18 protein-coding genes and 1 riboswitch are annotated in these 20,972 nt (G+C 70.0%); of the genes, 9 read left to right on the top strand and 9 right to left on the bottom strand.

The genetic code is table 11. The features are described 5' to 3' along the window. Positions 1-80: 80 nt before the first annotated feature. The 4 genes from OG293_RS09695 to glgX form a co-directional block, all read right to left on the bottom strand. On the bottom strand, positions 81-350 hold the full coding sequence (locus tag OG293_RS09695; RefSeq protein ID WP_405998364.1) for a hypothetical protein: 270 nt from the start codon (positions 348-350) through the stop codon (positions 81-83). Between the two features lie 90 nt (positions 351-440). Next, positions 441-2,318: an ABC transporter ATP-binding protein gene (locus OG293_RS09690; protein ID WP_405998363.1), complete on the bottom strand. Its 1,878-nt coding sequence runs from the start codon at positions 2,316-2,318 to the stop codon at positions 441-443. Further along, complete coding sequence (locus OG293_RS09685) at positions 2,315-4,171, bottom strand: ABC transporter ATP-binding protein (protein ID WP_405998362.1); 1,857 nt, start codon at positions 4,169-4,171, stop codon at positions 2,315-2,317. Before OG293_RS09685 ends, OG293_RS09690 begins: the two co-directional genes overlap by 4 nt. 99 nt (positions 4,172-4,270) lie before the next feature. Then, positions 4,271-6,544, bottom strand: a complete 2,274-nt coding sequence (glgX, locus tag OG293_RS09680; protein WP_405998361.1) for a glycogen debranching protein GlgX — start codon at positions 6,542-6,544, stop codon at positions 4,271-4,273. A 170-nt stretch (positions 6,545-6,714) separates the two neighbouring features. Here glgX and OG293_RS09675 point away from each other — a divergent pair, with 170 nt between their 5' ends. The 7 genes from OG293_RS09675 to OG293_RS09645 all read left to right on the top strand — a co-directional run bounded on the left by OG293_RS09675 (position 6,715) and on the right by OG293_RS09645 (position 13,776). Beyond that, entirely contained in the window at positions 6,715-7,941 is a 1,227-nt protein-coding gene (locus OG293_RS09675; RefSeq protein ID WP_405998360.1) for an Ig-like domain-containing protein, read from the top strand. 197 nt (positions 7,942-8,138) lie between these two features. Continuing rightward, positions 8,139-9,389, top strand: a complete 1,251-nt coding sequence (locus tag OG293_RS09670) for an Ig-like domain-containing protein (RefSeq protein WP_405998359.1) — start codon at positions 8,139-8,141, stop codon at positions 9,387-9,389. Between the two features lie 77 nt (positions 9,390-9,466). Continuing rightward, positions 9,467-10,234 (top strand): enoyl-CoA hydratase/isomerase family protein, encoded by a 768-nt coding sequence (locus OG293_RS09665; RefSeq protein WP_405998358.1) that lies wholly within the window; start codon positions 9,467-9,469, stop codon positions 10,232-10,234. Positions 10,235-10,496: 262 nt separating this feature from the next. Then, on the top strand, positions 10,497-11,000 hold the full coding sequence (locus OG293_RS09660) for an ATP-binding protein (protein WP_405998357.1): 504 nt from the start codon (positions 10,497-10,499) through the stop codon (positions 10,998-11,000). A 387-nt stretch (positions 11,001-11,387) separates the two neighbouring features. Continuing rightward, entirely contained in the window at positions 11,388-12,176 is a 789-nt protein-coding gene (locus OG293_RS09655) for a polysaccharide deacetylase family protein (protein WP_405998356.1), read from the top strand. Then, positions 12,176-13,363, top strand: a complete 1,188-nt coding sequence (locus OG293_RS09650) for a YncE family protein (protein WP_405998355.1) — start codon at positions 12,176-12,178, stop codon at positions 13,361-13,363. Before OG293_RS09655 ends, OG293_RS09650 begins: the two co-directional genes overlap by 1 nt. 197 nt (positions 13,364-13,560) lie before the next feature. Beyond that, entirely contained in the window at positions 13,561-13,776 is a 216-nt protein-coding gene (locus tag OG293_RS09645; protein WP_405998354.1) for an EF-hand domain-containing protein, read from the top strand. 114 nt (positions 13,777-13,890) lie between these two features. On the opposite strand, the gene OG293_RS09640 is transcribed toward OG293_RS09645, so the two are convergent. The 5 genes from OG293_RS09640 to gcvT all read right to left on the bottom strand — a co-directional run bounded on the left by OG293_RS09640 (position 13,891) and on the right by gcvT (position 18,828). Then, complete coding sequence (locus OG293_RS09640; protein ID WP_405998353.1) at positions 13,891-14,280, bottom strand: STAS domain-containing protein; 390 nt, start codon at positions 14,278-14,280, stop codon at positions 13,891-13,893. A gap of 203 nt (positions 14,281-14,483) precedes the next feature. Continuing rightward, positions 14,484-15,851, bottom strand: a complete 1,368-nt coding sequence (locus OG293_RS09635) for an L-serine ammonia-lyase (protein ID WP_405998352.1) — start codon at positions 15,849-15,851, stop codon at positions 14,484-14,486. 140 nt (positions 15,852-15,991) lie between these two features. Next, entirely contained in the window at positions 15,992-17,254 is a 1,263-nt protein-coding gene (gene glyA, locus OG293_RS09630) for a serine hydroxymethyltransferase (protein WP_405998351.1), read from the bottom strand. A 16-nt stretch (positions 17,255-17,270) separates the two neighbouring features. Beyond that, positions 17,271-17,654, bottom strand: coding sequence for a glycine cleavage system protein GcvH (gcvH, locus tag OG293_RS09625; RefSeq protein WP_405998350.1), 384 nt, complete (start codon positions 17,652-17,654; stop codon positions 17,271-17,273). 58 nt (positions 17,655-17,712) lie between these two features. Beyond that, on the bottom strand, positions 17,713-18,828 hold the full coding sequence (gene gcvT / locus OG293_RS09620; RefSeq protein WP_405998349.1) for a glycine cleavage system aminomethyltransferase GcvT: 1,116 nt from the start codon (positions 18,826-18,828) through the stop codon (positions 17,713-17,715). A 149-nt stretch (positions 18,829-18,977) separates the two neighbouring features. Then, positions 18,978-19,075: riboswitch (glycine riboswitch) on the bottom strand. Positions 19,076-19,226: 151 nt separating this feature from the next. On the opposite strand from gcvT, the gene OG293_RS09615 reads away from it, so the two are divergent. Beyond that, the gene (locus OG293_RS09615; protein WP_405998348.1) at positions 19,227-19,895 is read left to right on the top strand and encodes an AAA family ATPase; all 669 of its coding nucleotides are present in this window, start codon (positions 19,227-19,229) and stop codon (positions 19,893-19,895) included. A 268-nt stretch (positions 19,896-20,163) separates the two neighbouring features. Next, positions 20,164-20,934: an enhanced serine sensitivity protein SseB gene (locus OG293_RS09610; protein WP_405998347.1), complete on the top strand. Its 771-nt coding sequence runs from the start codon at positions 20,164-20,166 to the stop codon at positions 20,932-20,934. Positions 20,935-20,972: the final 38 nt, after the last annotated feature.

Here is a 20,972-nt window from a genome sequence, read left to right as displayed (position 1 = left end):
TGGCAGGTGAAAATGCTTTCTGTCAGGACCGCGTCAAGAAGTTGGCCGGAAATCGTCCGTTGCCCGATTGGTCATGTTCGTTAAGCGGACGTTTCGTCGATCATCACCGCGAAGCCGTCCGGCATTCGCCTGAGCCCCGAAATCGAAGAGGATTTCCAGGTCGAGGTCGAGTCGTCATGCATGAACGGCGTGTTGAGCGGGGGATAGTGGCCGATTGCCGCGATCGCCTCGAACCGTGGCTCGTTCCGTGCCATCCATTCGCCGTCCGACATGCCCGTGTCCTGGACATGCCGGTACAGCGCCCATTTCGACGTGGACAGCGCATGGGCGATCCGCCGCATCGACAGCACGGGCAGCCCTCGGCGTCGGCGAGCGCAATCGCCGTACGCACGATGGGCGCCCGGGTCAGACCCGCCTCGGCAGGTGTACCCGCGCTCCGATCAGCCGGAGAGGCTGTCCCGCCACGCCTGGTGCAGGCCCGCGAAGTGGCCCTGACCGCCGATCAGGCGGGACGGCGGGCCGTCTTCCACGATCCGGCCCGACTCCATCACCAGCACCCGGTCCGCGATCTCCACCGTCGAGAGGCGATGGGCGATCACCACCGCCGTACGGCCGTGGAGCACCGTGTCCATCGCGCGCTGCACCGCACGCTCGCCCGGGATGTCCAGTGAGCTCGTCGCCTCGTCGAGGATCAGCACCGCCGGGTCGGCGAGCAGGGCGCGGGCGAACGCGACGAGCTGTCGCTGTCCGGCGGAGATGCGGCCGCCCCTCTTGCGTACGTCCGTGTCGTAGCCGTCGGGCAGCCCGGCGATGAAGTCGTGCGCGCCGATCGCCTTCGCCGCCCGCTCGATCTCCTCACGTGACGCGTCCGGCCGCCCGATCGCGATGTTCTCTGCGACCGTCCCGGAGAACAGGAACGCCTCCTGGGTCACCATCACCACGCCCCGCCGCAGTTCGGGTGTGGACAGATCGCGCAGGTCGACTCCGTCGATCAGCACTCTCCCCTCGCTCGGGTCGTAGAAGCGCGCAAGCAGCTTCGCGAGCGTGGACTTGCCCGCGCCGGTCGAGCCGACGACAGCGACGGTCTGGCCCGCGGGGATCGTCAGATCGAAGCGGGGCAGCACCTCGCCACCCGTCCGGTAGGCGAACCGGACGCCGTCGAAGACGACATCGCGCCCCGGGTGGCCGGAGTCCGGGGCGGGCAGCTCCTTGGGCTCCTGTGTCTCCGGGACCGAGGGGACCTGGGCCAGCAGCCCGGCGATCTTCTCCAGCGAAGCAGCCGCGGACTGGTAGGAGTTGAGGAACATCCCGAGCCGGTCGATGGGGTCGTACAGCCGCCTCAGATACAGCACGGCAGCGGCCAGCACGCCCAGCGCGAGCGTCCCCGCGGCGACCCGGTACGCGCCCCACAGCACGATCCCGGCGACGGCGATGTTGGCGACGAGCCGCGAGCCGACGACATAGCGCGCCATCTCCAGCAGGGCGTCGCCGTTGCTGCGTTCGTGACGGTGGTTCAGGCCCGCGAACTCCGCGTCGTTGGCGCGCTCACGCCGGAAGGCCCGCACCGGCCTGATTCCGTTCATCGTCTCCGCGAACTTCACGATGACCGCGGCGATCGCCGTCGATCGGGTGCTGTAGACCGCCTTGGCCCGCCTCTGGTAGAGCCGCACCAGGAGATACAGCGGTACGAAGGAGAGCACTGCCAGCCCGCCGAGCCCGATGTCCAGCCAGAGCAGCATGGCGGAGATGTAGACGAAGGCGAGGATCACCATGATCAGTTCCTGGAGGCCCTCGCTGAGCAGTTCCCGCAGGGATTCGACGTCGGTGGTCGACCGCGAGATCAGCCGCCCCGATGTGTAGCGCTCGTGGAAGTCCACACTCAGGGCCTGGGCATGGCGGAAGATCCGGCCGCGCAGGTCGAGCAGGATGTCCTGGTTGACGCGGGCGGAGGCGCGGATGAAGGCGTACTGGAGCGCGCCGGCGCCGAGCGCGCACACGGCGTACCCGACGGCGACGGCGATCAGCGGCCCGAGGTCGTCCCGGCGGAAGGCGGGCACGCCGCGGTCGATGGCGTAGGCGACGAGGAGCGGGCCGGCCTGGACCGCGGCCTGCTGGAGCAGCAGGAGCAGCCCGGCGACGGCCACCCGTCCGCGGCGCGGGGCGAGCAGCGACCGCAGCAGCGCACCGGTCGCTCCCCGGGGCGCGGGCAGTGCGTCCCGGTCGAAGGGGTCGCCACCACCGTCCGGCCGCGGTGCGGGCTGCCGGGCCGCGTCGCTGCCCCTCGTGGCGGACGTCGTGGCTGACGTGCTCGTGGTCATCGTGCGCTCCCCTCGGTGACGCCGGCGTCCGCGCCCGACATCAGCCATGCGTACTCGGCGTTCGTCCGCAGCAGCTCCTGATGGGTGCCGATCGCCGCGATCCGGCCCTGCGACAGCAGGGCCACCCGGTCCGCCAGCATCACCGTGGACGGACGGTGTGCCACCACCAGGGCGGTCGTGTCCCGAAGGACACGCCGCAGCGCCGCCTCCACCAGGGCTTCCGTATGCACGTCGAGCGCCGACAGCGGATCGTCGAGCACCAGGAAACGCGGCCTGCCGACCACCGCCCGGGCCAGTGCGAGCCGTTGGCGCTGACCGCCGGAGAGGCTCAGGCCCTGCTCGCCCACCTGGGTGGCGGCGCCCTGCGGCAGCCCGGCGACGAAGCCGGCCTGGGCGATGTCCAACGCCCGCTCCAGTTCGACTTCGTCAGCGCCCTCCGCGCCCATCAGGACGTTCTCGCCTACGCTCGCCGAGAACAGCGTCGGCTCCTCGAAGGCCACCGACACCAGCTCCCGCAGCCGCTCCCTGGGCATGGCGGCGATGTCCTCGCCGTCGAGCGTGATCCGCCCGCCGTTCACCTCGTGCAGGCGCGGTACGAGGGCGGTCAGCGTGGTCTTCCCGGAGCCGGTGCCCCCGACGAGAGCCAACGTCTCGCCGGGGCGCACCTGCAGATCGATCCGGGCGAGCACGGGTACGGAACCCTCGGCAGCGTCCGGGTAGCGGAAGGTCACCCCTTCGAACCGCATCCCGTCGGCGGACGCCGCCTCCTCGGGTGCCGCTCTCCCGGATGCGGTCCTCCCGGATGCGGTTTCGCCGGACGCCGGCTGCCCGGACGCCGGTGCCGCCCCGGACGTGTCCGGCTCCTCCCGCGCGTCCATCACCTCGAAGTACCGCTCGGTCGCCGTCGCCGCCTCCTGGCTCATCGCCAGCAGAAAGCCGATCGACTCCACCGGCCATCGAAGGGCCAGCGCCGTCGACAAGAACGCCACCAGCGTGCCCGTGGACAGCTCGCCGTCCGCGACCTGTACCGTCCCCAGCACCAGAGCCGCGCCGATGACCACCTCGGGGATCGTGGTGATCAGCGCCCAGATCCCGGCCAGCAGCCGTGCCTTGCCGATCTCCGTGCCGCGCAGCCGCCGGGAGAGTTCCCGGAACGCGAGAGCCTGGCTGCGGTGGCGGCCGAAGCCCTTGATGATGCGGATGCCGAGCACGCTCTCCTCGACGACGGTCGTCAGATCGCCGACCTGGTCCTGAGCCCGCCGCGCGACGATCGCGTACCGCGACTCGAAGAGCGAGCAGAGAACGACCAGCGGCACGATCGGCGCGAGAAGCACCAGCCCCAGGCTCCACTGCTGTCCCAGCAGAATGATGAACCCGACCAGGATCGTCGTCCCGTTGACCAGCAGGAAGGTCAGCGGGAACGCCAGGAACATCCGCACCAGCATGAGATCCGTCGTGCCGCGCGAGAGCAACTGCCCCGAGGCCCACCGGTCGTGGAAGGCCACCGGCAGCCGCTGGAGATGCCGGTAGAGATCCGCCCGCATGGCCGCCTCGACCCCCGCCAGCGGCCGGGCCACCAGCCACCGCCGGAAGCCGAAGAGCCCCGCCTCCAGGAGCCCGAGCAACAGCAGTGCCAGCGCCCCCAGCCAGACCCCGCCGGGGTCGGCCTCGGCCACGGGGCCGTCGACGATCCACTTCAGTACGAGCGGGATGACCAGACCCAGACAGGAGGCCACGACGGCGACGAAAGCGGCACCGAACAGGCGGGTCCGGACAGGGCGTACATACGGCCACAGCCGCAGCAGCGAGCGCACGGCGGACCGGTCCTTGGCAGCTAAATGTTTTTCGAACATCAGGGGCGAGCCTACGGTTCACCACTGACATCGCTCATCCGGTTTTGCGCCCGGCCGGCCAGAGCACGTCGCGGAGCCGGCCCGCTCCTGAGCCGGCGGTCAGCCGCCGACCCTCAGCAGCAGCACCGAACGCGCCGGCACGGTCACCGTGTCGCCCCCGGCGAACACCGTCCCCGGCTCGCCCTCCTGTTCCTCCCGCGAGGTGTCCACCACCAGTTCGTAGGCCTGAGCCCAGGGCGGGCCGGGCAGCCGGAAGGCGGCCGGAGCGTCCGCCGCGTGCAGGATCGTCAGGAAGCTGTCGTCCGTGATCGCCTGACCGCGCGCGTCCCGGCCGGGGATGTCGCGGCCCGACAGGAACAGAGCCAGCGTCGACGCGGGGGCGTACCAGTCAGGCTCGGTCATCTCCTTGCCCTGCGGGGTGAACCAGGCCAGGTCCCGCAGACCGTCCGCGGCCTGGGCGCGGCCCGAGAAGAAGGCGCGGCGGCGCAGCACCGGATGGCTGTGGCGCAGCGACAGCAGCCGGGTGGTCAGCTCCAGCAGCCCGCGCGGGCCTTGGCGCTCGGGCAGTGACCAGTCCAGCCAGCTGACCTTGTTGTCCTGGCAGTAGGCGTTGTTGCTGCCGCCCTGCGTACGGCCCATCTCGTCGCCCGCCACCAGCATCGGCACGCCCGTCGACAGCAGCAGCGTCGTCAGCAGATTGCGCACCTGCCGCCGGCGCAGGGCGTTGATGGCCTCGTCCTCCGTCTCGCCCTCCGCGCCGCAGTTCCAGGACCGGTTGTCGTTGGTGCCGTCGCGGTTGCCCTCGCCGTTGGCCTCGTTGTGCTTGTGCTCGTAGCTGACCAGGTCGCGCAGGGTGAAGCCGTCGTGCGCGGTGACGAAGTTGATGGAGGCGTACGGGCGGCGCCCGCCCCAGGCGTACAGATCGCTGGAGCCCGAGAGGCGGTATCCCAGGTCCCGTACGTCGGGCAGCGCGCCGCGCCAGAAGTCCCGGACAGCGTCGCGGTAGCGGTCGTTCCACTCCGTCCACAGCGGGGGGAACGACCCCACCTGGTACCCGCCGTTGCCCACGTCCCACGGCTCGGCGATCAGCTTCACCCGCCGCAGCACCGGGTCCTGGGCGATCACGGCGAGAAAGGGGGAGAGCATGTCGACGTCGTGCATCGAGCGGGCCAGCGCGGCGGCCAGGTCGAAGCGGAAGCCGTCGACGCCCATCTCGGTCACCCAGTAGCGCAGCGAATCGGTGATCAGCCGCAGTACATGGGGCTGCACCACGTGCAGGGTGTTGCCGCAGCCCGTGTAGTCCGTGTAGGCCCGCGCGTCCGGGTGGAGCCGGTAGTAACCCCGGTTGTCGATCCCGCGCAGCGACAGCGTCGGGCCCAGCTCGCCCGCCTCGGCCGTGTGGTTGTAGACCACGTCGAGGATGACTTCGATCCCTGCCGCGTGCAGGGCCCGCACCATCCGTTTGAACTCGCCCACCTGCTCGCCGCGCGTCCCGCTCGCCGAGTACGCGGCATGCGGTGCGAAGTAGCCGATGGAGTTGTAGCCCCAGTAGTTGCGCAGCCCCCGCTTGAGCAGATGGTCCTCGTGCGCGTACTGGTGCACCGGGAGCAGTTCGACGGCGGTGACCCCGAGCCGTTGCAGATGGCCGATGGCCGCCGGGTGCGCCAGGCCCGCGTAGGTGCCCCGCAACTCCTCGGGGATCTCCGGGTGGAGCTTGGTGAAGCCCCGCACATGCAGCTCGTAGATGACCGAGTCGGCCCACGGGGTCTTGGGCCTGCGGTCGTCGGCCCAGTCGTCGTCGTCATGGACGACGACCCCCTTGGGGACGTACGGAGCCGAGTCCCGGTCATCCCGGACGGTGTCGGCGACATGCTGCTGCGGCCAGTCACGCACATGGCCGTACACCTCCGGCGGCAGTGCGCCGTAGTCGTTGCCCCGGCCCGCGTCCACCGCGCGGGCGTACGGATCGAGCAGCAGCTTCGCCGGATTCCAGCGGGCGCCGGTCCAGGGGTCCCAGCGCCCGTGCACCCGGTAGCCGTACCGCTGCCCCGGCCCGATCCCGGGCACGAAGCCGTGCCAGATCTCATGGGTCAGCTCCGTCAGCGGCAGCCGTGTCTGTGAACCGGCCTCGTCGAAGAGGCACAGCTCGACCGCCTCCGCCCCGCCCGCCCAGAGCGCGAAGTTGGTTCCGGAGACCTTGTCGGGACCGACCCGGAAGCGGGCCCCGAGCGGTGTCGGTGCCCCCGGCCACACCAAAGGCCTGCGCGCACCCGGCTCCCGGTGGCGGCCGTTGACCTCGGCCGCCCTGACCGGGCCGGGCGCATCGCCCCGCTTCCCCTCCCGCGCTGTCTCCTGCTCGGCTGCGCTCGACACCTGTCGGCCTCCCGCGGCTCGTCGGGCCACCGCTGTCGGCCGGATCGTCACGGCGTCCCGGCCGTGCCACCCCACGCGTGGTCCTCCCACCTGTTCTGCCCGCACGGCTGATGTCCCAACATGGCCCCGCAGCGACGTTTCCCCCGGAGGGGCGCTCTCGTTGGGCGTACGTGAGACACGTACTGAAGCGGGCAGGTCAGGGCATGGCGGTAGCCCTGGCATGGGCAGGACTGATGGCCGGGCTGACCGGCTGCACCGGCGAAGGGCTCGACATCGGCAGCAAGCCGCGGTCGCCCGGGGAGACCATCCGGGTCACTCCCGAGGACGGCGCGAAGGGGGTGGGATCGGACGGCCCCCTCGAAGTGCGGCTGCCCAGCGGGCGGCTGGAGCGCGTCAGGGTGACGCAGATCGAGGACGACGGGCCGACCGAGGTGCACGGCGCGATCTCGGAGGACGGTTTGCGCTGGAACCCCGGCAAGGGGACCCGCCTCGACCTCGCGGCCAAGTACAGCGTCGATGTCGTCGCGCTGGACGGCCACGGCCGCCGCTCGGCCCGCCACACCACGTTCACCACCGAAGTCCCCGGACGCCGCTTCATCGGCTACTTCAAACCGGAGAACCGGTCCACCGTCGGCACCGGCATGATCGTTTCCTTCGACTTCAACCGGGCGATCGAGAACCGCGCGGCCGTCGAGCGCGCCATCCGCATCACCTCCGAGCCGCCCGTGGAGATCGCCGGACACTGGTTCGGCAACGAACGCCTGGACTTCCGTCCTCGCGAGTACTGGAAGCCGGGCACCCGGGTCACCATCGATCTGCGGCTGCGCGACGTCCAGGCGGCGCCCGGCGCCTACGGCATCCAGCAGAAGACGGTCGGCTTCACCGTCGGCCGCTCGCAGGTCTCCTTGGTCGACGCGACCGCGCACACGATGGAGGTCCGCCGCGACGGCGGGGTCCTGGCCAACCTCCCGATCACGGCCGGCGCGCCCAAGTCGACCACGTACAACGGAAAGATGGTCGTCACGGAGATGTACGACGTGACCCGGATGAACGGGGCGACGGTCGGCTTCAAGAAGCGCGACGGCAAGGGTGAGTACGACATCAAGGACGTCCCGCACGCGCTGCGGCTGACCGACTCCGGCACCTTCCTGCACGGCAACTACTGGGCCGCGCCGGAGACGTTCGGCTCCGCGAACGTCTCCCACGGCTGTGTCGGCCTGCGCGACGAGAAGGGCGGCAGCCCGGACGCTCCGGCCGGCTGGTTCTTCGACCGGTCGATGATCGGCGATGTGGTCGAGGTGGTGAACTCGAAGGACAAGACGGTCGACCCCGCCAACGGTCTCGGCGGCTGGAACCTCGACTGGGACGTGTGGAAGGCCGGTTCCGCCCTCCACTGACCCTGCTCGACCGGCCTGGCCAGGCCCCACCCGCATCCCACCCTTTCAGATGAGCTCGCCGGACAGTTGGGACTGAACGGTGACATTCGCGGGGACATTCAACTACCTGCGGTGTGATTATCTATCGCCGTGCGTGCGTGAGGCGCGCGGGGGTGCGGGCCGTGGCGGGGCCAGGCCGTGCGAGGGGAGAGACCATTTTGAACGGGCAGCCGATACCGGGGGCGTCGGGCCGGGCCGCACGGGGACACGGGCGTGGGGGCGCCGGTCTTCTGGCTCTGATGCTGGGCGCGTTGCTGCTGCTGGTCACGGCCTGTGGAGGCGGGGACTCCGACAAGGGCAGTGGCGACAAAGGCAAGAAGGACGGGGGGAAGGTCGAGAACGCGGCCTCCCAGGCGGTGGTGACCATAGCGCCCAAGGACGGTGCCTCCGCGGTCGCCACCAGCGGCGCGCTCAAGGTCAGCGCGGCCAAGGGCAAGCTCACCACGGTGACGGTCCAGGACGACAAGGGCGTCCCGGTCGAGGGGAAGCTCGCCGCGGACAGCGCCAGTTGGCAGCCGCTCCAGCACCTGGCCGGATCCACCAAGTACAAGGTGCACGCCGTCGCCAAGGACGGGGACGGCCGTGAGTCGGCGAAGGACACCACCTTCACCACGCTCGTCCCGAAGAACACCTTCATCGGGCAGTACACCCCCGAGGACGGATCGACGGTCGGCGTCGGGATGCCGGTCTCCATCAACTTCACCCGCGGTATCACCGACCCGGCGGCCGTCGAGAGGGCCATCAAGGTGACCGCGGAGCCGGCCGTGCCCGTCGAGGGCCACTGGTTCGGCAACGACCGCCTCGACTTCCGCCCGGAGAAGTACTGGGCCGCGGGCACCAAGGTGACCGTGAAGCTCAACCTTGACGGCGTCGAGGGACGCCCCGGGGTCTACGGCAAGCAGACCAGGACGGTGAAGTTCACCATCGGCCGCAGCCAGGTCTCCACTGTGGACGCCACCTCGCACCGGATGAAGGTCGTGCGCGACGGCAAGCAGATCAAGGACATGCCGATCACCGCGGGCGCGCCGTCGACCACGACGTACAACGGCCAGATGGTGATCAGCGAGAAGTACGAGGTGACCCGGATGAACGGTGCCACCGTCGGCTTCGGCGGTGAGTACGACATCAAGGACGTGCCGCACGCGATGCGCCTGTCCGAGTCCGGCACCTTCGTGCACGGCAACTACTGGGCCTCGTCGGGCACCTTCGGATCGGCGAACGTCAGCCACGGCTGTGTGGGTCTGCGTGACTCCCGTGGCGCCGGCGACAGCGGCACCCCTGCCGCCTGGTTCTTCGACAGCTCGATCATCGGCGACGTCGTGATCGTGAAGAACTCCAGGGACAAGCAGATCTCCCCGGAGAACGGCCTGAACGGCTGGAACCTCTCCTGGGCGGAGTGGATCAAGTAAGTGCTCCTGTCAGGAGGCCCGGTGCTGTGACCGACAGCACCGGGCCGCTTTGCGTTAACGCCGACTAACCTGCCCTCATGACTGTTTCCCTCGAAGTCTCCGAAGGTGTCGGCACGATCCTTCTCGACCGCCCCCCGATGAACGCGCTGGACATCGCCGTCCAGGACCGGCTGCGCGAGCTGGCCGCCGAGGCGACCCGCCGCGACGACGTGCGGGCCGTGATCCTCTACGGCGGCGAGAAGGTGTTCGCGGCCGGCGCGGACATCAAGGAGATGCAGACCATGACCCACCCGGACATGGTCGCCCGTTCCCGTGGCCTCCAGGACGCCTTCACCGCCGTCGCCCGTATTCCCAAGCCCGTGGTCGCCGCCGTGACCGGCTATGCGCTCGGCGGCGGCTGCGAGCTGGCGCTCTGCGCCGACTTCAGGATCGCGGCGGACAACGTGAAGCTCGGCCAGCCGGAGATTCTGCTCGGCCTGATCCCGGGCGCGGGGGGCACCCAGCGGCTGGCGCGTCTGATCGGCCCGTCCAAGGCCAAGGACCTGATCTTCACCGGCCGGATGGTGAAGGCGGACGAGGCGCTCACCCTCGGACTGGTGGACCGCGTCGTGCCGGCCGCCGAGGTGTACGAGCAGGCGCGTGCCTGGGCCGCCAGGCTCGCGCAGGGACCGGCGCTGGCGCTGCGCGCCGCGAAGGAGTCCATCGACACCGGACTGGAGACGGACATCGACACGGGTCTCACGGTCGAACGGAACTGGTTCGCGGGTCTGTTCGCCACGGAGGACCGCGAGCGCGGGATGCGCAGCTTTGTGGAGGAGGGGCCGGGTAAGGCCAAGTTCCTCTGAATTCTGGCCGGTTGGGCAGTTCCGCATCCCGCGTCAACCCTGTGTGTGGCTTAGCTGAACCTTAAGGCAGCCTTAAGCGATATCAGCGCGTTGCGCTTGGCGATCATACGTGCGCACAGTGTCAGCGCAGCTCAGAGTGAGTATCAGGGTCAGCATGCGGCCAGAGTCATATGCCAACCATGCCCCCCGGAGCGGCCGATTCCGGGGGTCCTATTCCGTTGGAACGGCCCCGGAAGCCGCTCATTACGGCCATGATGGGTGCATGGCGGGCCTCGAAGGTGTGGAGCAATCCCGGCAGCGCGGCAGCGCTACGGCAGTGCGGTGGATGCCCGCGATCGAGGACGAACAGGCGCTCAAGGCGCTCGAATTGTTCGGCAACCCCACGGACGAAGAAGTCCGGCTCCCCTCGCGCCCGGAGTCCGCGGCCACCGCGCGTCGGCTGACCCAGTCCGTGGTGCTGCGCCAGTGGGCGCTCTCCTCGCAGACCGCCGAGCATGCCGTCCTGCTGGTCTCCGAGCTCGTCGGAAACGCCGTACGCCACACCGGAGCCCGGGTTTTCGGGCTGCGCATGCTGCGTCGGCGCGGCTGGATCAGGATCGAGGTCCGTGACCCCTCGCGCGGCCTGCCCTGTCTGATGCCGGTCCAGGAAATGGACACCAGTGGCCGGGGCCTCTTTCTCGTCGACAAGCTCTCCGACCGGTGGGGTGTGGATCTGCTGCCGCGCGGCAAGACCACCTGGTTCGAGATGCGGGTCTCCGAGCGCTGAGCGCAACCGGGACGGCGTGGCCGGGAAACACGAAAGCCCCCTGAGCGGGGGCTTCCGTGGAGCGCCATGGATCGGGGGGGTGTATCCACGGCGGCTTACGACGACCTGAACCCGGGTCAAGGGGGGTCGTGCCAACGACTATGGCAGACGGGATGCGGCATTGCCAAAAGTTCTTACTGGGAAATAGTCGGCTATTAGCCGCATCTCTAAAGTGAATCGTAGGTGAGGTGAGCCACCCGCCTGGAAAATTATGAATGAACATTGGCTCTCGCGAGTGATTCATTGCTTCCTGGGCAGGTGGGACGGTCGGCGTGGCCGCGACGTGTAGGTGTTATGAATTGGGTCAATCGTTATTTTTCTCCCAATTCACCCCTACTGTGCTTTCCCGTGACCTCGATCGACCGCCGCAGCGCCCTGCGCGCAGGAGCGGGAGCCGCCGCCGCGGGCGCCCTCGCCACGAGCTGCTCCGACGGCGGTCCCGCTCCGGCGCCCCCCGCCGCCCCCGCCCTGCCGTCCCGCAGCCACCATTTGGCCCCGAGGGCCACCCCCGCCCCGGCCCCCCGTCGCTTCCCCGGCCGGCCCGCCCAGATCACCCACGGCCCGCGGGACCGCGACAAGGTGGCTCTCACCTTCCACGGCCAGGGGGACCCGGCCGTCACCAAGGCCGTGCTCGCCGAGGCCGAACGGGCCGGCGCGCACATCACCGTGCTCGCCGTGGGCAGCTGGCTCGACCAGTACCCCGGCCTCGCCCGCCGGATCCTCGACGGCGGCCACGACCTCGGCAACCACACCCAGCGGCACCTCGGCATCTCCGCGATGTCCGAGACCGAGGCCTACGCCGAGATCACCGGCTGCGCCGAGCGGCTGCGCCGGCTCACCGGCTCCATCGGCACCTGGTTCCGTCCCTCCCGCGCCAAGGACGCGACCGGGCTCATCACCCGGCTCGCGGCCCGCGCGGGCTACCCGCACGTCCTCTCGTACGACGTCGACTCCCTCGATTTCACCTCGCCCGGAGCCGCGGCCGTCATCCGCAACGTCACCGGGAAGATCCAGCGCGGATCGGTGGTGAGCCTGCACCTCGGCTACGCGGACACGGTCGCCGCACTGCCGGGACTCCTCGACGACCTCGAACGCCGCGGCCTGCGCGCGGTGACCACCACGGAGCTGCTGATCTGATGCGTCCGACGACTCCCCGCGCCCAGCGGGCCACCGCGCTGCTCGCCGGCGCCCTCCTCGCCGTCCTCGCGGGCTGCACCTCGCCCGCCGGCAAGACCGAGGCGCTCGGCACCCAGGCCGCGCTGCCGCCCGCCAAGCCCAAGAAGGCCGCCCCGGCCGGGCTGCCCGGCATGCCGCCGGTGCTGGACCCGCACGACATCTACTCCGCGGACCGCCCCAACCAGCTCTCGCCGGTGGTCCGGGGCTTCCCCTCCCGGGTGTACGTCCCCAACACCAACTCCAACACGGTCTCGGTCATCGACCCCGCGACGTACAAGGTCATCGAGACGATTCCGGTCGGCGGCCAGCCGCAGCACGTGGTCCCGTCCTGGGACATGAAGACGCTGTGGGTCAACAACAACCGCGGTCACACGCTCACCCCCATCGACCCGGCCACCGGCGCCGTCGGCAAGCCGATCAAGGTCCACGACCCGTACAACCTCTACTTCACTCCCAACGGCAGATACGCGATCGTGATGGCCTCCCTCGACCGGCAGCTCGTCTTCCGCGACCCGCACACCATGAACCGCATCAAGACGACCCCGGTCCGCTGCTACGGCGTCAACCATGCGGACTTCTCCGCGGACGGCCGGTACTTCGTGGTCTCCTGCGAGTTCTCCGGCGAGTTGCTCAAGGTCGACACGGAGAAGATGGAGGTCGTCGGCCAGCAGAGGCTGCCGTTCAACGGTGCGATGCCGCAGGACGTGAAACTCTCGCCGGACGGAAAGACCTTCTACATCGCCGACATGATGGCCCACGGCGTGTGGGTGCTCGACGGCGAGAAGTTCACCACACCCACGCTGATGCCCACCGGCAAGGGCTGCCACGGCCTCTACGTCAGCCGTGACTCCAAGGTCATGTACATCTCGAACCGCGGCGAGGGGACCATCTCCCTCTTCGACTTCGCGCAGAAGAAGCTCACCGACAAGTGGCGGCTGCCAGGTGGCGGCAGCCCGGACATGGGCGGTGTCTCGGCGGACGGCAAGGTCCTGTGGCTGTCCGGGCGGTACAACTCCGAGGTGTACGCGATCGACACCGCGACCGGGAGGCAACTGGCCCGTATCCCGGTGGGCAGCGGCCCACACGGCCTCGCGGTCTACCCGCAGCCGGGACGGTACTCACTGGGCCACACCGGAGTCTTCCGCTGACCTGGACACAAGGGCGGGGTCGGCGGCCAGGATGTCCGCACGTGCCTCGACTCATCGTGCCCGTCTCCTGTGTGTGCGCCCCCACCGGGCGGCCGCTGCCCTGAGGGACCGAGAAGGAAGTTAATCTGACCTCCGTCAGTGGTGCACCACCAGGTACGGCACCAAGAAGGACTGCACCAGGAAAAGGGGCGGAAGCAGTGGCGGACATCGAAGAGGCGCGCAAGGCGTTCGATCGGTACGACCTTGACGGCGACGGCCAGATCACGGCGACGGAGTACAAGAGCGTGATGGCGCAGCTGGGCGACTTCCATGTCACCGAAGCGGTCGCCGAGGCAGTGATCAAGGCGAAGGACACGGACGGCGACGGTCGGCTGACCTTCGAGGAGTTCTGGGCCTCGCTGAACAAGGCCTGACGCTCCTGCGGGCGCCCCCAGGCCGGTTGACCCTGGGGGAGGCTCCCGGCCTGGCCGGGGGCCCGCCCCGCACTGCTCACCGCCGCGGCCTCGCGTCCGCGTTTCCGTCCCGGCTCAGGCCCCGGCTGTGAGAGCCGCCTCCAGCGTCGGCAGCATACGGAACGCGTCGCGCATTCCGCCCGCCCGGAACACGCGCAGGATCGCGGGCCGGTCGCACACGACCCACAGCCGCCCGCCGTTCTCGGCGGTGCGCCGCTGGGCCCGGCACAGCAGGGTGAGGCCGGAGCAGTCGAAGAACGCCACATGCGTCAGATCGGCCACCACCTCGTGATCGCGGATGGCCGTCACCACGTCCACGTACGCCCCGATGAGAGTGACCGCGGCGATGTCGATCTCGCCGCGCAGCTCGACGACGGTCCGGTCCCGGCGGCGGTAGACCCGCCCGTACGGTCCGGGGAGCGGCGCGCGTAAGTCGGAGGACGTGGACGTCAGCCCCTCGGTCATGGCTTTCTCCTTGGTGCGGCGAGCCGGTCCGGCCACCGAGGGCCTGGGTGAACAGGCTGTGAGATTAGTGCGGGGGTTCGGGGAACGGGGGGAGAAAAAACGTTCGGAGCTCCCAAAACTCCCTCGTGCGAGTGAAGTTCCGTCAACTCTCTTGACTCTCCGAGGGCTTGGTCGCGTGCGTCGGCCCGGGGGCGGGCCGCTGCTCAGCACTCGATGATGTTCACCGCGAGGCCGCCGCGGGCGGTCTCCTTGTACTTCACGGACATGTCCGCGCCCGTCTCCTTCATCGTCTTGATGACCTTGTCGAGGGAGACCTTGTGGCTGCCGTCGCCGCGCATCGCCATCCGGGCCGCCGTCACGGCCTTCACCGCGGCCATGCCGTTGCGCTCGATGCACGGGATCTGGACCAGGCCGCCGACCGGGTCGCAGGTCAGGCCGAGGTTGTGCTCCATGCCGATCTCGGCGGCGTTCTCGACCTGTTCGGGCGTGCCGCCCAGCACCTCGGCGAGCGCGCCCGCCGCCATCGAGCAGGCGGAGCCGACCTCGCCCTGGCAGCCGACCTCGGCACCCGAGATCGAGGCGTTCTCCTTGAAGAGCATGCCGATCGCGCCCGCGGAGAGCAGGAAGCGGACCACGCCCTCCTCGTCGGCGCCGGGCACGAAGTTCATGTAGTAGTGCAGCACGGCCGGGATGATGCCCGCGGCGCCGTTGGTGGGCGCGGTGACGACCCGGCCGCCCGCGGCGTTCTCCTCGTTCACGGCCATCGCGTAGAGGGTGATCCACTCCATCGCGTGTGCCAGCGGGTCGCCCTCCGCGCGCAGCTGGCGGGCGGAGTTGGCCGCGCGCCGGCGGACCTTGAGGCCGCCGGGCAGGATGCCCTCGCGGGACATGCCGCGCGAGACACAGGCCTGCATGACCCGCCAGATCTCCAGCAGGCCCTCGCGGATCTCCTCCTCGGAGCGCCAGGCCGTCTCGTTCTCCAGCATCAGGGCGGAGATGGACAGACCCGTCTCGTCGGCCAGCCGCAGCAGTTCGTCGCCGGTGCGGAAGGGGTACTTGAGCACGGTGTCGTCGAGCTTGATCCGGTCCTCGCCGACCGCTTCCTCGTCGACCACGAAACCGCCGCCCACGGAGTAGTACGTCTTCTCCAGGACGAGGCCCCCCTCGGCGTCGTACGCGAAGATCGTCATGCCGTTGGCGTGGTACGGCAGCGACTTGCGGCGGTGCAGGACCAGGTCCTTGTCGAAGTCGAAGTCGATCTCCCGCATGCCGAGCAGATTGATCCGCCGGCCGGTGCGGATGCGCTCGACCTGCGCGTCCGCGGTCTCGACGTCGACGGTGCGGGGCGAGTTGCCCTCCAGACCGAGCAGGACGGCCTTGGGGGTGCCGTGGCCGTGGCCCGTCGCACCCAGGGAGCCGAAGAGTTCCGCGCGTATCGCCGTCGTGCGGGCGAGGTGGCCCTCGTTCTTGAGGCGCCGCGCGAACATACGCGCCGCGCGCATCGGGCCGACCGTATGGGAGCTGGACGGGCCGATGCCGATCGAGAACAGGTCGAAGACCGAGATGGCCACGGGGAACTCCTAGAGAGGTTGGTAGACGCCGTTGTCTGCCGGGGTGGTGCAGAGAGCGCTGGAACACGGGGCGGGGCACCGCGCCCACACTCCAGTGTGCGCGGTGCCCCGAAGGTTCGTACGAACGAAAGCGTACGAAACTACTTCAGGCCGGGGTACAGGGGGTGCTTCGCGGCCAGCGCGGACACCCGGGCGCTCAGCGCCTCGGTGTCGTATGCCGGCTTCAGCGCCTCGGCGATGATGTCGGCGACCTCCCGGAAGTCCTCCTCCTGGAAGCCGCGGGTGGCCAGCGCCGGGGTCCCGATCCGCAGGCCCGAGGTGACCATCGGCGGCCGCGGGTCGTTCGGGATGGCGTTGCGGTTGACCGTGATGCCCACCTCGTGGAGCCGGTCCTCGGCCTGCTGGCCGTCCAGCTGGGAGTTGCGCAGGTCGACCAGGACCAGGTGCACGTCCGTGCCGCCCGACAGGACCGAGACACCGTGCTCGGCGACATCGGCCGCGACGAGACGCTCGGCGAGGATGCGGGCGCCGTCCAGCGTGCGCTGCTGGCGCTCCTTGAAGTCCTCGGTGGCCGCGACCTTGAAGGAGACCGCCTTCGCCGCGATGACGTGCTCCAGCGGACCGCCCTGCTGACCGGGGAAGACCGCGGAATTGATCTTCTTGGCCAGCTCCTGCGTCGACAGGATCACACCGCCGCGCGGACCGCCGAGGGTCTTGTGCGTGGTGGTGGTGACGACATGGGCGTGCGGCACCGGGTTGGGGTGCAGCCCGGCGGCGACCAGACCCGCGAAGTGGGCCATGTCGACCATCAGGTACGCGCCGACCTCGTCCGCGATCCGGCGGAACGCGGCGAAGTCCAGCTGGCGCGGGTATGCGGACCAGCCGGCGACGATCAGCTTCGGGCGGGACTCCTTGGCGAGGCGCTCGACCTCGGCCATGTCGACCTGGCCACTCTCGCTGTCGACGTGGTACGCGACCACGTTGTACAGCTTGCCGGAGAAGTTGATCTTCATGCCGTGGGTCAGATGACCGCCGTGGGCGAGGTTCAGGCCCATGATCGTGTCGCCCGGCTTCAGCAGCGCGAACATCGCGGCCGCGTTCGCCTGCGCGCCGGAGTGCGGCTGCACATTGGCGTGCTCGGCGCCGAAGAGTGCCTTGATGCGGTCGATGGCGATCTGCTCGACGACATCGACGTGCTCGCAGCCGCCGTAGTAGCGGCGGCCCGGGTAGCCCTCGGCGTACTTGTTGGTCAGGACCGAGCCCTGGGCCTCCATGACGGCGACCGGGGCGAAGTTCTCCGACGCGATCATTTCCAGGGTCGACTGCTGGCGTACGAGCTCGGCGTCGACGGCGGCGGCGACGTCGGGGTCGAGCTCATGGAGAGGAGTGTTCAGAACAGACATCTTCGATCCCCTGGGGTCAGTTGCCGGAGAGGGTGAGCTGGGCGTACTCCTGGGCGGAGAGCAGGTCGCCCGGCTCCTCCGCGATACGCACCTTGAAGAGCCAGCCACCCTCGAAGGGGGCGGAGTTCACCAGGGACGGGTCGTCCACGACGTCCTGGTTGGCCGCGACCACCTCACCGCTGACCGGGGCGTAAAGGTCGCTGACCGACTTGGTCGACTCCAGCTCGCCGCAGGTCTCGCCCGCGGTCACCGTGTCGCCCACCTCGGGCAGCTGGGCGTAGACGACGTCACCGAGCGCGTTGGCCGCGAACTCCGTGATGCCGACCGTCGCGACGCCGTCGGCGACGTCCGACACCCACTCGTGCTCCTTGCTGTAACGCAGCTGCTGGGGGTTGCTCATGACCTGATTCTCCTGGATGCGGGGGAGTGCTGATAAACGGGAGGGGTGGTGCTGATGATCACTTCTGGCGCTTGTAGAACGGCAGCGCGACGACCTCGTACGCCTCATGCGTACCGCGGATGTCGACGCCGACGCCCTCGCTGCCCGGGGCGGCGTGCGAGGCGTCCACGTACGCCATCGCGATCGGCCTGCCCAGCGTCGGAGACGGGGCGCCCGAGGTGACCTCGCCGATGACCTGGCCGCCCGCGACGACCGGGAAACCGGCGCGCGGGACCCTGCGGCCCTCGGCGATCAGGCCGACGAGCTTGCGCGGCGGGTTGGTGGCGGCGCGCTCGGCGGCTGCCTCCAGGGCGGCGCGGCCGACGAAGTCGCCCTCCTTCTCGAACTTCACGACCCGGCCCAGGCCCGCGTCGAACGGGGTGAGCGAGGTGGTCAGCTCATGCCCGTACAGCGGCATGCCGGCTTCCAGGCGCAGGGTGTCGCGGCAGGACAGGCCGGCCGGGACCAGACCGGCACTCTCGCCTGCCTTGGTCAGCGCCTGCCACAGCTGAACGGCGTGCTCGGGCGAGACGAACAGCTCGAAGCCGTCCTCGCCGGTGTAGCCGGTGCGCGCGATCAGCGCGGGCACGCCCGCGACGGTGCCGGGCAGGCCGGCGTAGTACTTCAGCCCGTCCAGATCGGCGTCGGTGAGGGACGCGAGGATGCCCGGGGATTCGGGGCCCTGCACGGCGAGGAGGGCGTACGCGTCCCGGTCGTCGCGGACCTCGGTGTCGAAGCCGGCGGCGCGCTCGGTCAGCGCGTCGAGGACGACCTGCGCGTTGGAGGCGTTCGCGACGACCATGTACTCGGTCTCGCCCAGGCGGTAGACGATCAGGTCGTCGACGATCCCGCCGTCCTGCCGGCAGATGTGCGTGTAGCGGGCGCGGCCGACTCCGACGGTCGAGATGTTGCCGACCAGCGCGTGGTCCAGAGCCTTGACGGCCTCCGGGCCCGTGACGGTGATCTCGCCCATGTGGGAGAGGTCGAAGAGTCCGGCCTTGGTGCGGACGGCGTTGTGTTCGTCGCGCTCACTGCCGTACCGCAGGGGCATGTCCCAGCCCGCGAAGTCGGTCATGGTGGCGCCCAGCGAACGATGCACGGCATCGAGGGCGGTGAGACGGGGGGCGTTGCTCATAGATGTGGCTCCCAGGGCATGGCCGGCGAGGACAATCCTCCCCATCTGTCATCGGAACCTGAGAGGTTCGTCGCGACCGCTCGTATCGGTGGTCGTGACTTGCACCTTGGGTGGAGCCACTCGATGGCGGCTCGCTTTTCAGATCTGCCTCATCACACGCGGTACGGGGCCTGAGAGATTCAAGGGAGGGACTTGCTCCTTCGGCGCCCGGCGCACACAGTGGCCAGGACTCTCCCGCGTGGATTCAAGCGGCCGGTATGCAGTTGGCGGGCACATCATTGCATGCATCGCGGAGAAGTGGTGTCTTCGGCCTCCGTCGAAAACGGTTGTACCGCATTACCGTTTCTTTACACTTCGTGGGCAAGGGTGTGGGACGACCCGTACATGGGGGAGGGGTGATGACGTTGCAGCGGTCCGAGGCCTACGCGACAACCGCGGGGGTGCCCGTCCGGCCGGACACGCCTGCCAGGAAGGCGCGCGGGGCATCCGTCCCCGTACTGCGTGATCTGCGGGACCGCTCCGGGCGCAGCCCGCGCAGCCTGGTCTTCGCCGCCGGAGACGTGGTGGTCGTCTCCGGCCTGCCCGGCAGCGGAAAGTCGACCCTGATCAGGCGCGCGGCGGGCGGCCTCGGGATCGACTCGCAGGACACCCGGGACCGCTGGGACGCGCGGATGCCGCGGCTGCTGCCGTATGCCGTCTACCGCCCGCTCGTGCGGCTCGCGCACTACGCCGGGCTGCGGCGGGCCCTGCGCTCCGGCGAGAGCGTCGTCGTGCACGACTGCGGCACCCAGGCGTGGGTGCGGCGCTGGCTGGCGCGCGAGGCCCGCCGACGCGGCAGCGGTCTGCATCTGGTCCTTCTCGATGTCACGCCCGACGTGGCCCGGGCGGGCCAGCGCGAGCGAGGCCGGGGAGTCTCCGGCTACGCCTTCGCCCGGCACCGGCGCGCGGTGGGGCGGCTGCTCGGCGACGCGGAGGCGGGGCGGCTGCCCGCGGGCTGCGCGTCGGCGGTATTGCTGGACCGGGACGCGGCGGGGGCGCTGGGGCGGGTCGGCTTCGAACAGCGTTAGAGCGGTCCCCGGCCGCGGCACACCCCGGGGCTTCCGGCCGTCCGCCTCCCCGGCCTCCCAGGCCCCCTGCACCTCTCCTCGACCCGCGTTCCCGACCTCCTCGCCCTTCCCGGCTTCCCGGCTTCCCGCGTTCCCGACCTCCTTGCCTGCCCGGCCTTCGGGCCGTCCTGGTCTCCCCGGCTCCCGGTCGGGCCCGTGGCCGTGTCCCCGGGCCCCGGCGCTATGGTCGGTGCGCGACACTGAACGAAGCCGGGGAAGAAGGACGGACATGGACATTCCGGAGCAGGCGCATCCGCATCCGCACGGCGGCTGGCCGGCGAACGAGCTCGAAGAGGTGCTCGCCGCGTCCCTGGGCAACCCCGCCGCCGGAGGCCGTCTCATCGAGGTGCTGGGCCGCAGCCACCTCTGGGTGCCACTGCCGAACGGCGGCGGCCCGGACAGTGCGAACCTCGATCTCCCGACCATGGAGATCGAGGGAGCCGTGTACGTCCCGGTCTTCAGCTCCGAGCAGCAGTTCATGGTCTGCGTGGGCAGCCATATGCCCTTCACCGTCGCCCCCGCACGTGAGTTCGCCCGCGGACTGCCGCCGCAGCTCGGCATCGCCGTCAACCCCGGCGGCGCCGTCGGCGCCCCGCTGCCGCCGCTGGCTGTCGCCGAGCTGTGCAGGGTGGGCCGTACGCCTCTGGACGGGCCCGCGTCCGGCGGCCGGGTGCGGCTCTTCGAGCCCGACTGGCAGGAGGAGCCGGTGGACTTCCTGGCCGCCGCCGCCGGAGAGTTCGAGGCCTCCGGTGTCGTCGTCACCGCCCGCAGGGCCCTGGCCTCCGTCGAGGGCGAGCCGCCGGCACTCTTCATCGGCGTCCAGGTGTCCTCCTGGGAGGCCCCCGATCGCAATGCCCCGATGGATGCGCTCGGCCGGGCGCTGAGCCGGGTCCAGGTGGGCTGGCCGGTCAGTCTCGTTCTGCTGGACGCCACACAGGACCCGGTCGGCGGCTGGATGCTGGAGCGGGTGCGGCCCTTCTATCAACGAGAGCACGTGTAGTCGTCAAGTCGGTGACGGGACTCCCGATTAAGCTGTTC

The organism is Streptomyces sp. NBC_00829, from assembly GCF_045161795.1.
Taxonomy (GTDB): domain Bacteria; phylum Actinomycetota; class Actinomycetes; order Streptomycetales; family Streptomycetaceae; genus Streptomyces.
Note: the sequence above shows the minus strand (reverse complement) of the source record. Positions and strands in the feature narration are given on the sequence as shown.

What these genes read in the sequence shown, in the direction of transcription:
- OG293_RS09690 (WP_405998363.1), bottom strand. Translation starts at nt 2,318, where the DNA reads ATGACCACGAGCACGTCAGCCACGACGTCCGCCACGAGGGGCAGCGAC.
- OG293_RS09685 (WP_405998362.1), bottom strand. Translation starts at nt 4,171, where the DNA reads ATGTTCGAAAAACATTTAGCTGCCAAGGACCGGTCCGCCGTGCGCTCG.
- OG293_RS09665 (WP_405998358.1), top strand. Translation starts at nt 9,467, where the DNA reads ATGACTGTTTCCCTCGAAGTCTCCGAAGGTGTCGGCACGATCCTTCTC.
- OG293_RS09660 (WP_405998357.1), top strand. Translation starts at nt 10,497, where the DNA reads ATGGCGGGCCTCGAAGGTGTGGAGCAATCCCGGCAGCGCGGCAGCGCT.
- OG293_RS09650 (WP_405998355.1), top strand. Translation starts at nt 12,176, where the DNA reads ATGCGTCCGACGACTCCCCGCGCCCAGCGGGCCACCGCGCTGCTCGCC.
- OG293_RS09640 (WP_405998353.1), bottom strand. Translation starts at nt 14,280, where the DNA reads ATGACCGAGGGGCTGACGTCCACGTCCTCCGACTTACGCGCGCCGCTC.
- glyA (WP_405998351.1), bottom strand. Translation starts at nt 17,254, where the DNA reads ATGTCTGTTCTGAACACTCCTCTCCATGAGCTCGACCCCGACGTCGCC.
- gcvH (WP_405998350.1), bottom strand. Translation starts at nt 17,654, where the DNA reads ATGAGCAACCCCCAGCAGCTGCGTTACAGCAAGGAGCACGAGTGGGTG.
- gcvT (WP_405998349.1), bottom strand. Translation starts at nt 18,828, where the DNA reads ATGAGCAACGCCCCCCGTCTCACCGCCCTCGATGCCGTGCATCGTTCG.
- OG293_RS09615 (WP_405998348.1), top strand. Translation starts at nt 19,227, where the DNA reads ATGACGTTGCAGCGGTCCGAGGCCTACGCGACAACCGCGGGGGTGCCC.
- OG293_RS09610 (WP_405998347.1), top strand. Translation starts at nt 20,164, where the DNA reads ATGGACATTCCGGAGCAGGCGCATCCGCATCCGCACGGCGGCTGGCCG.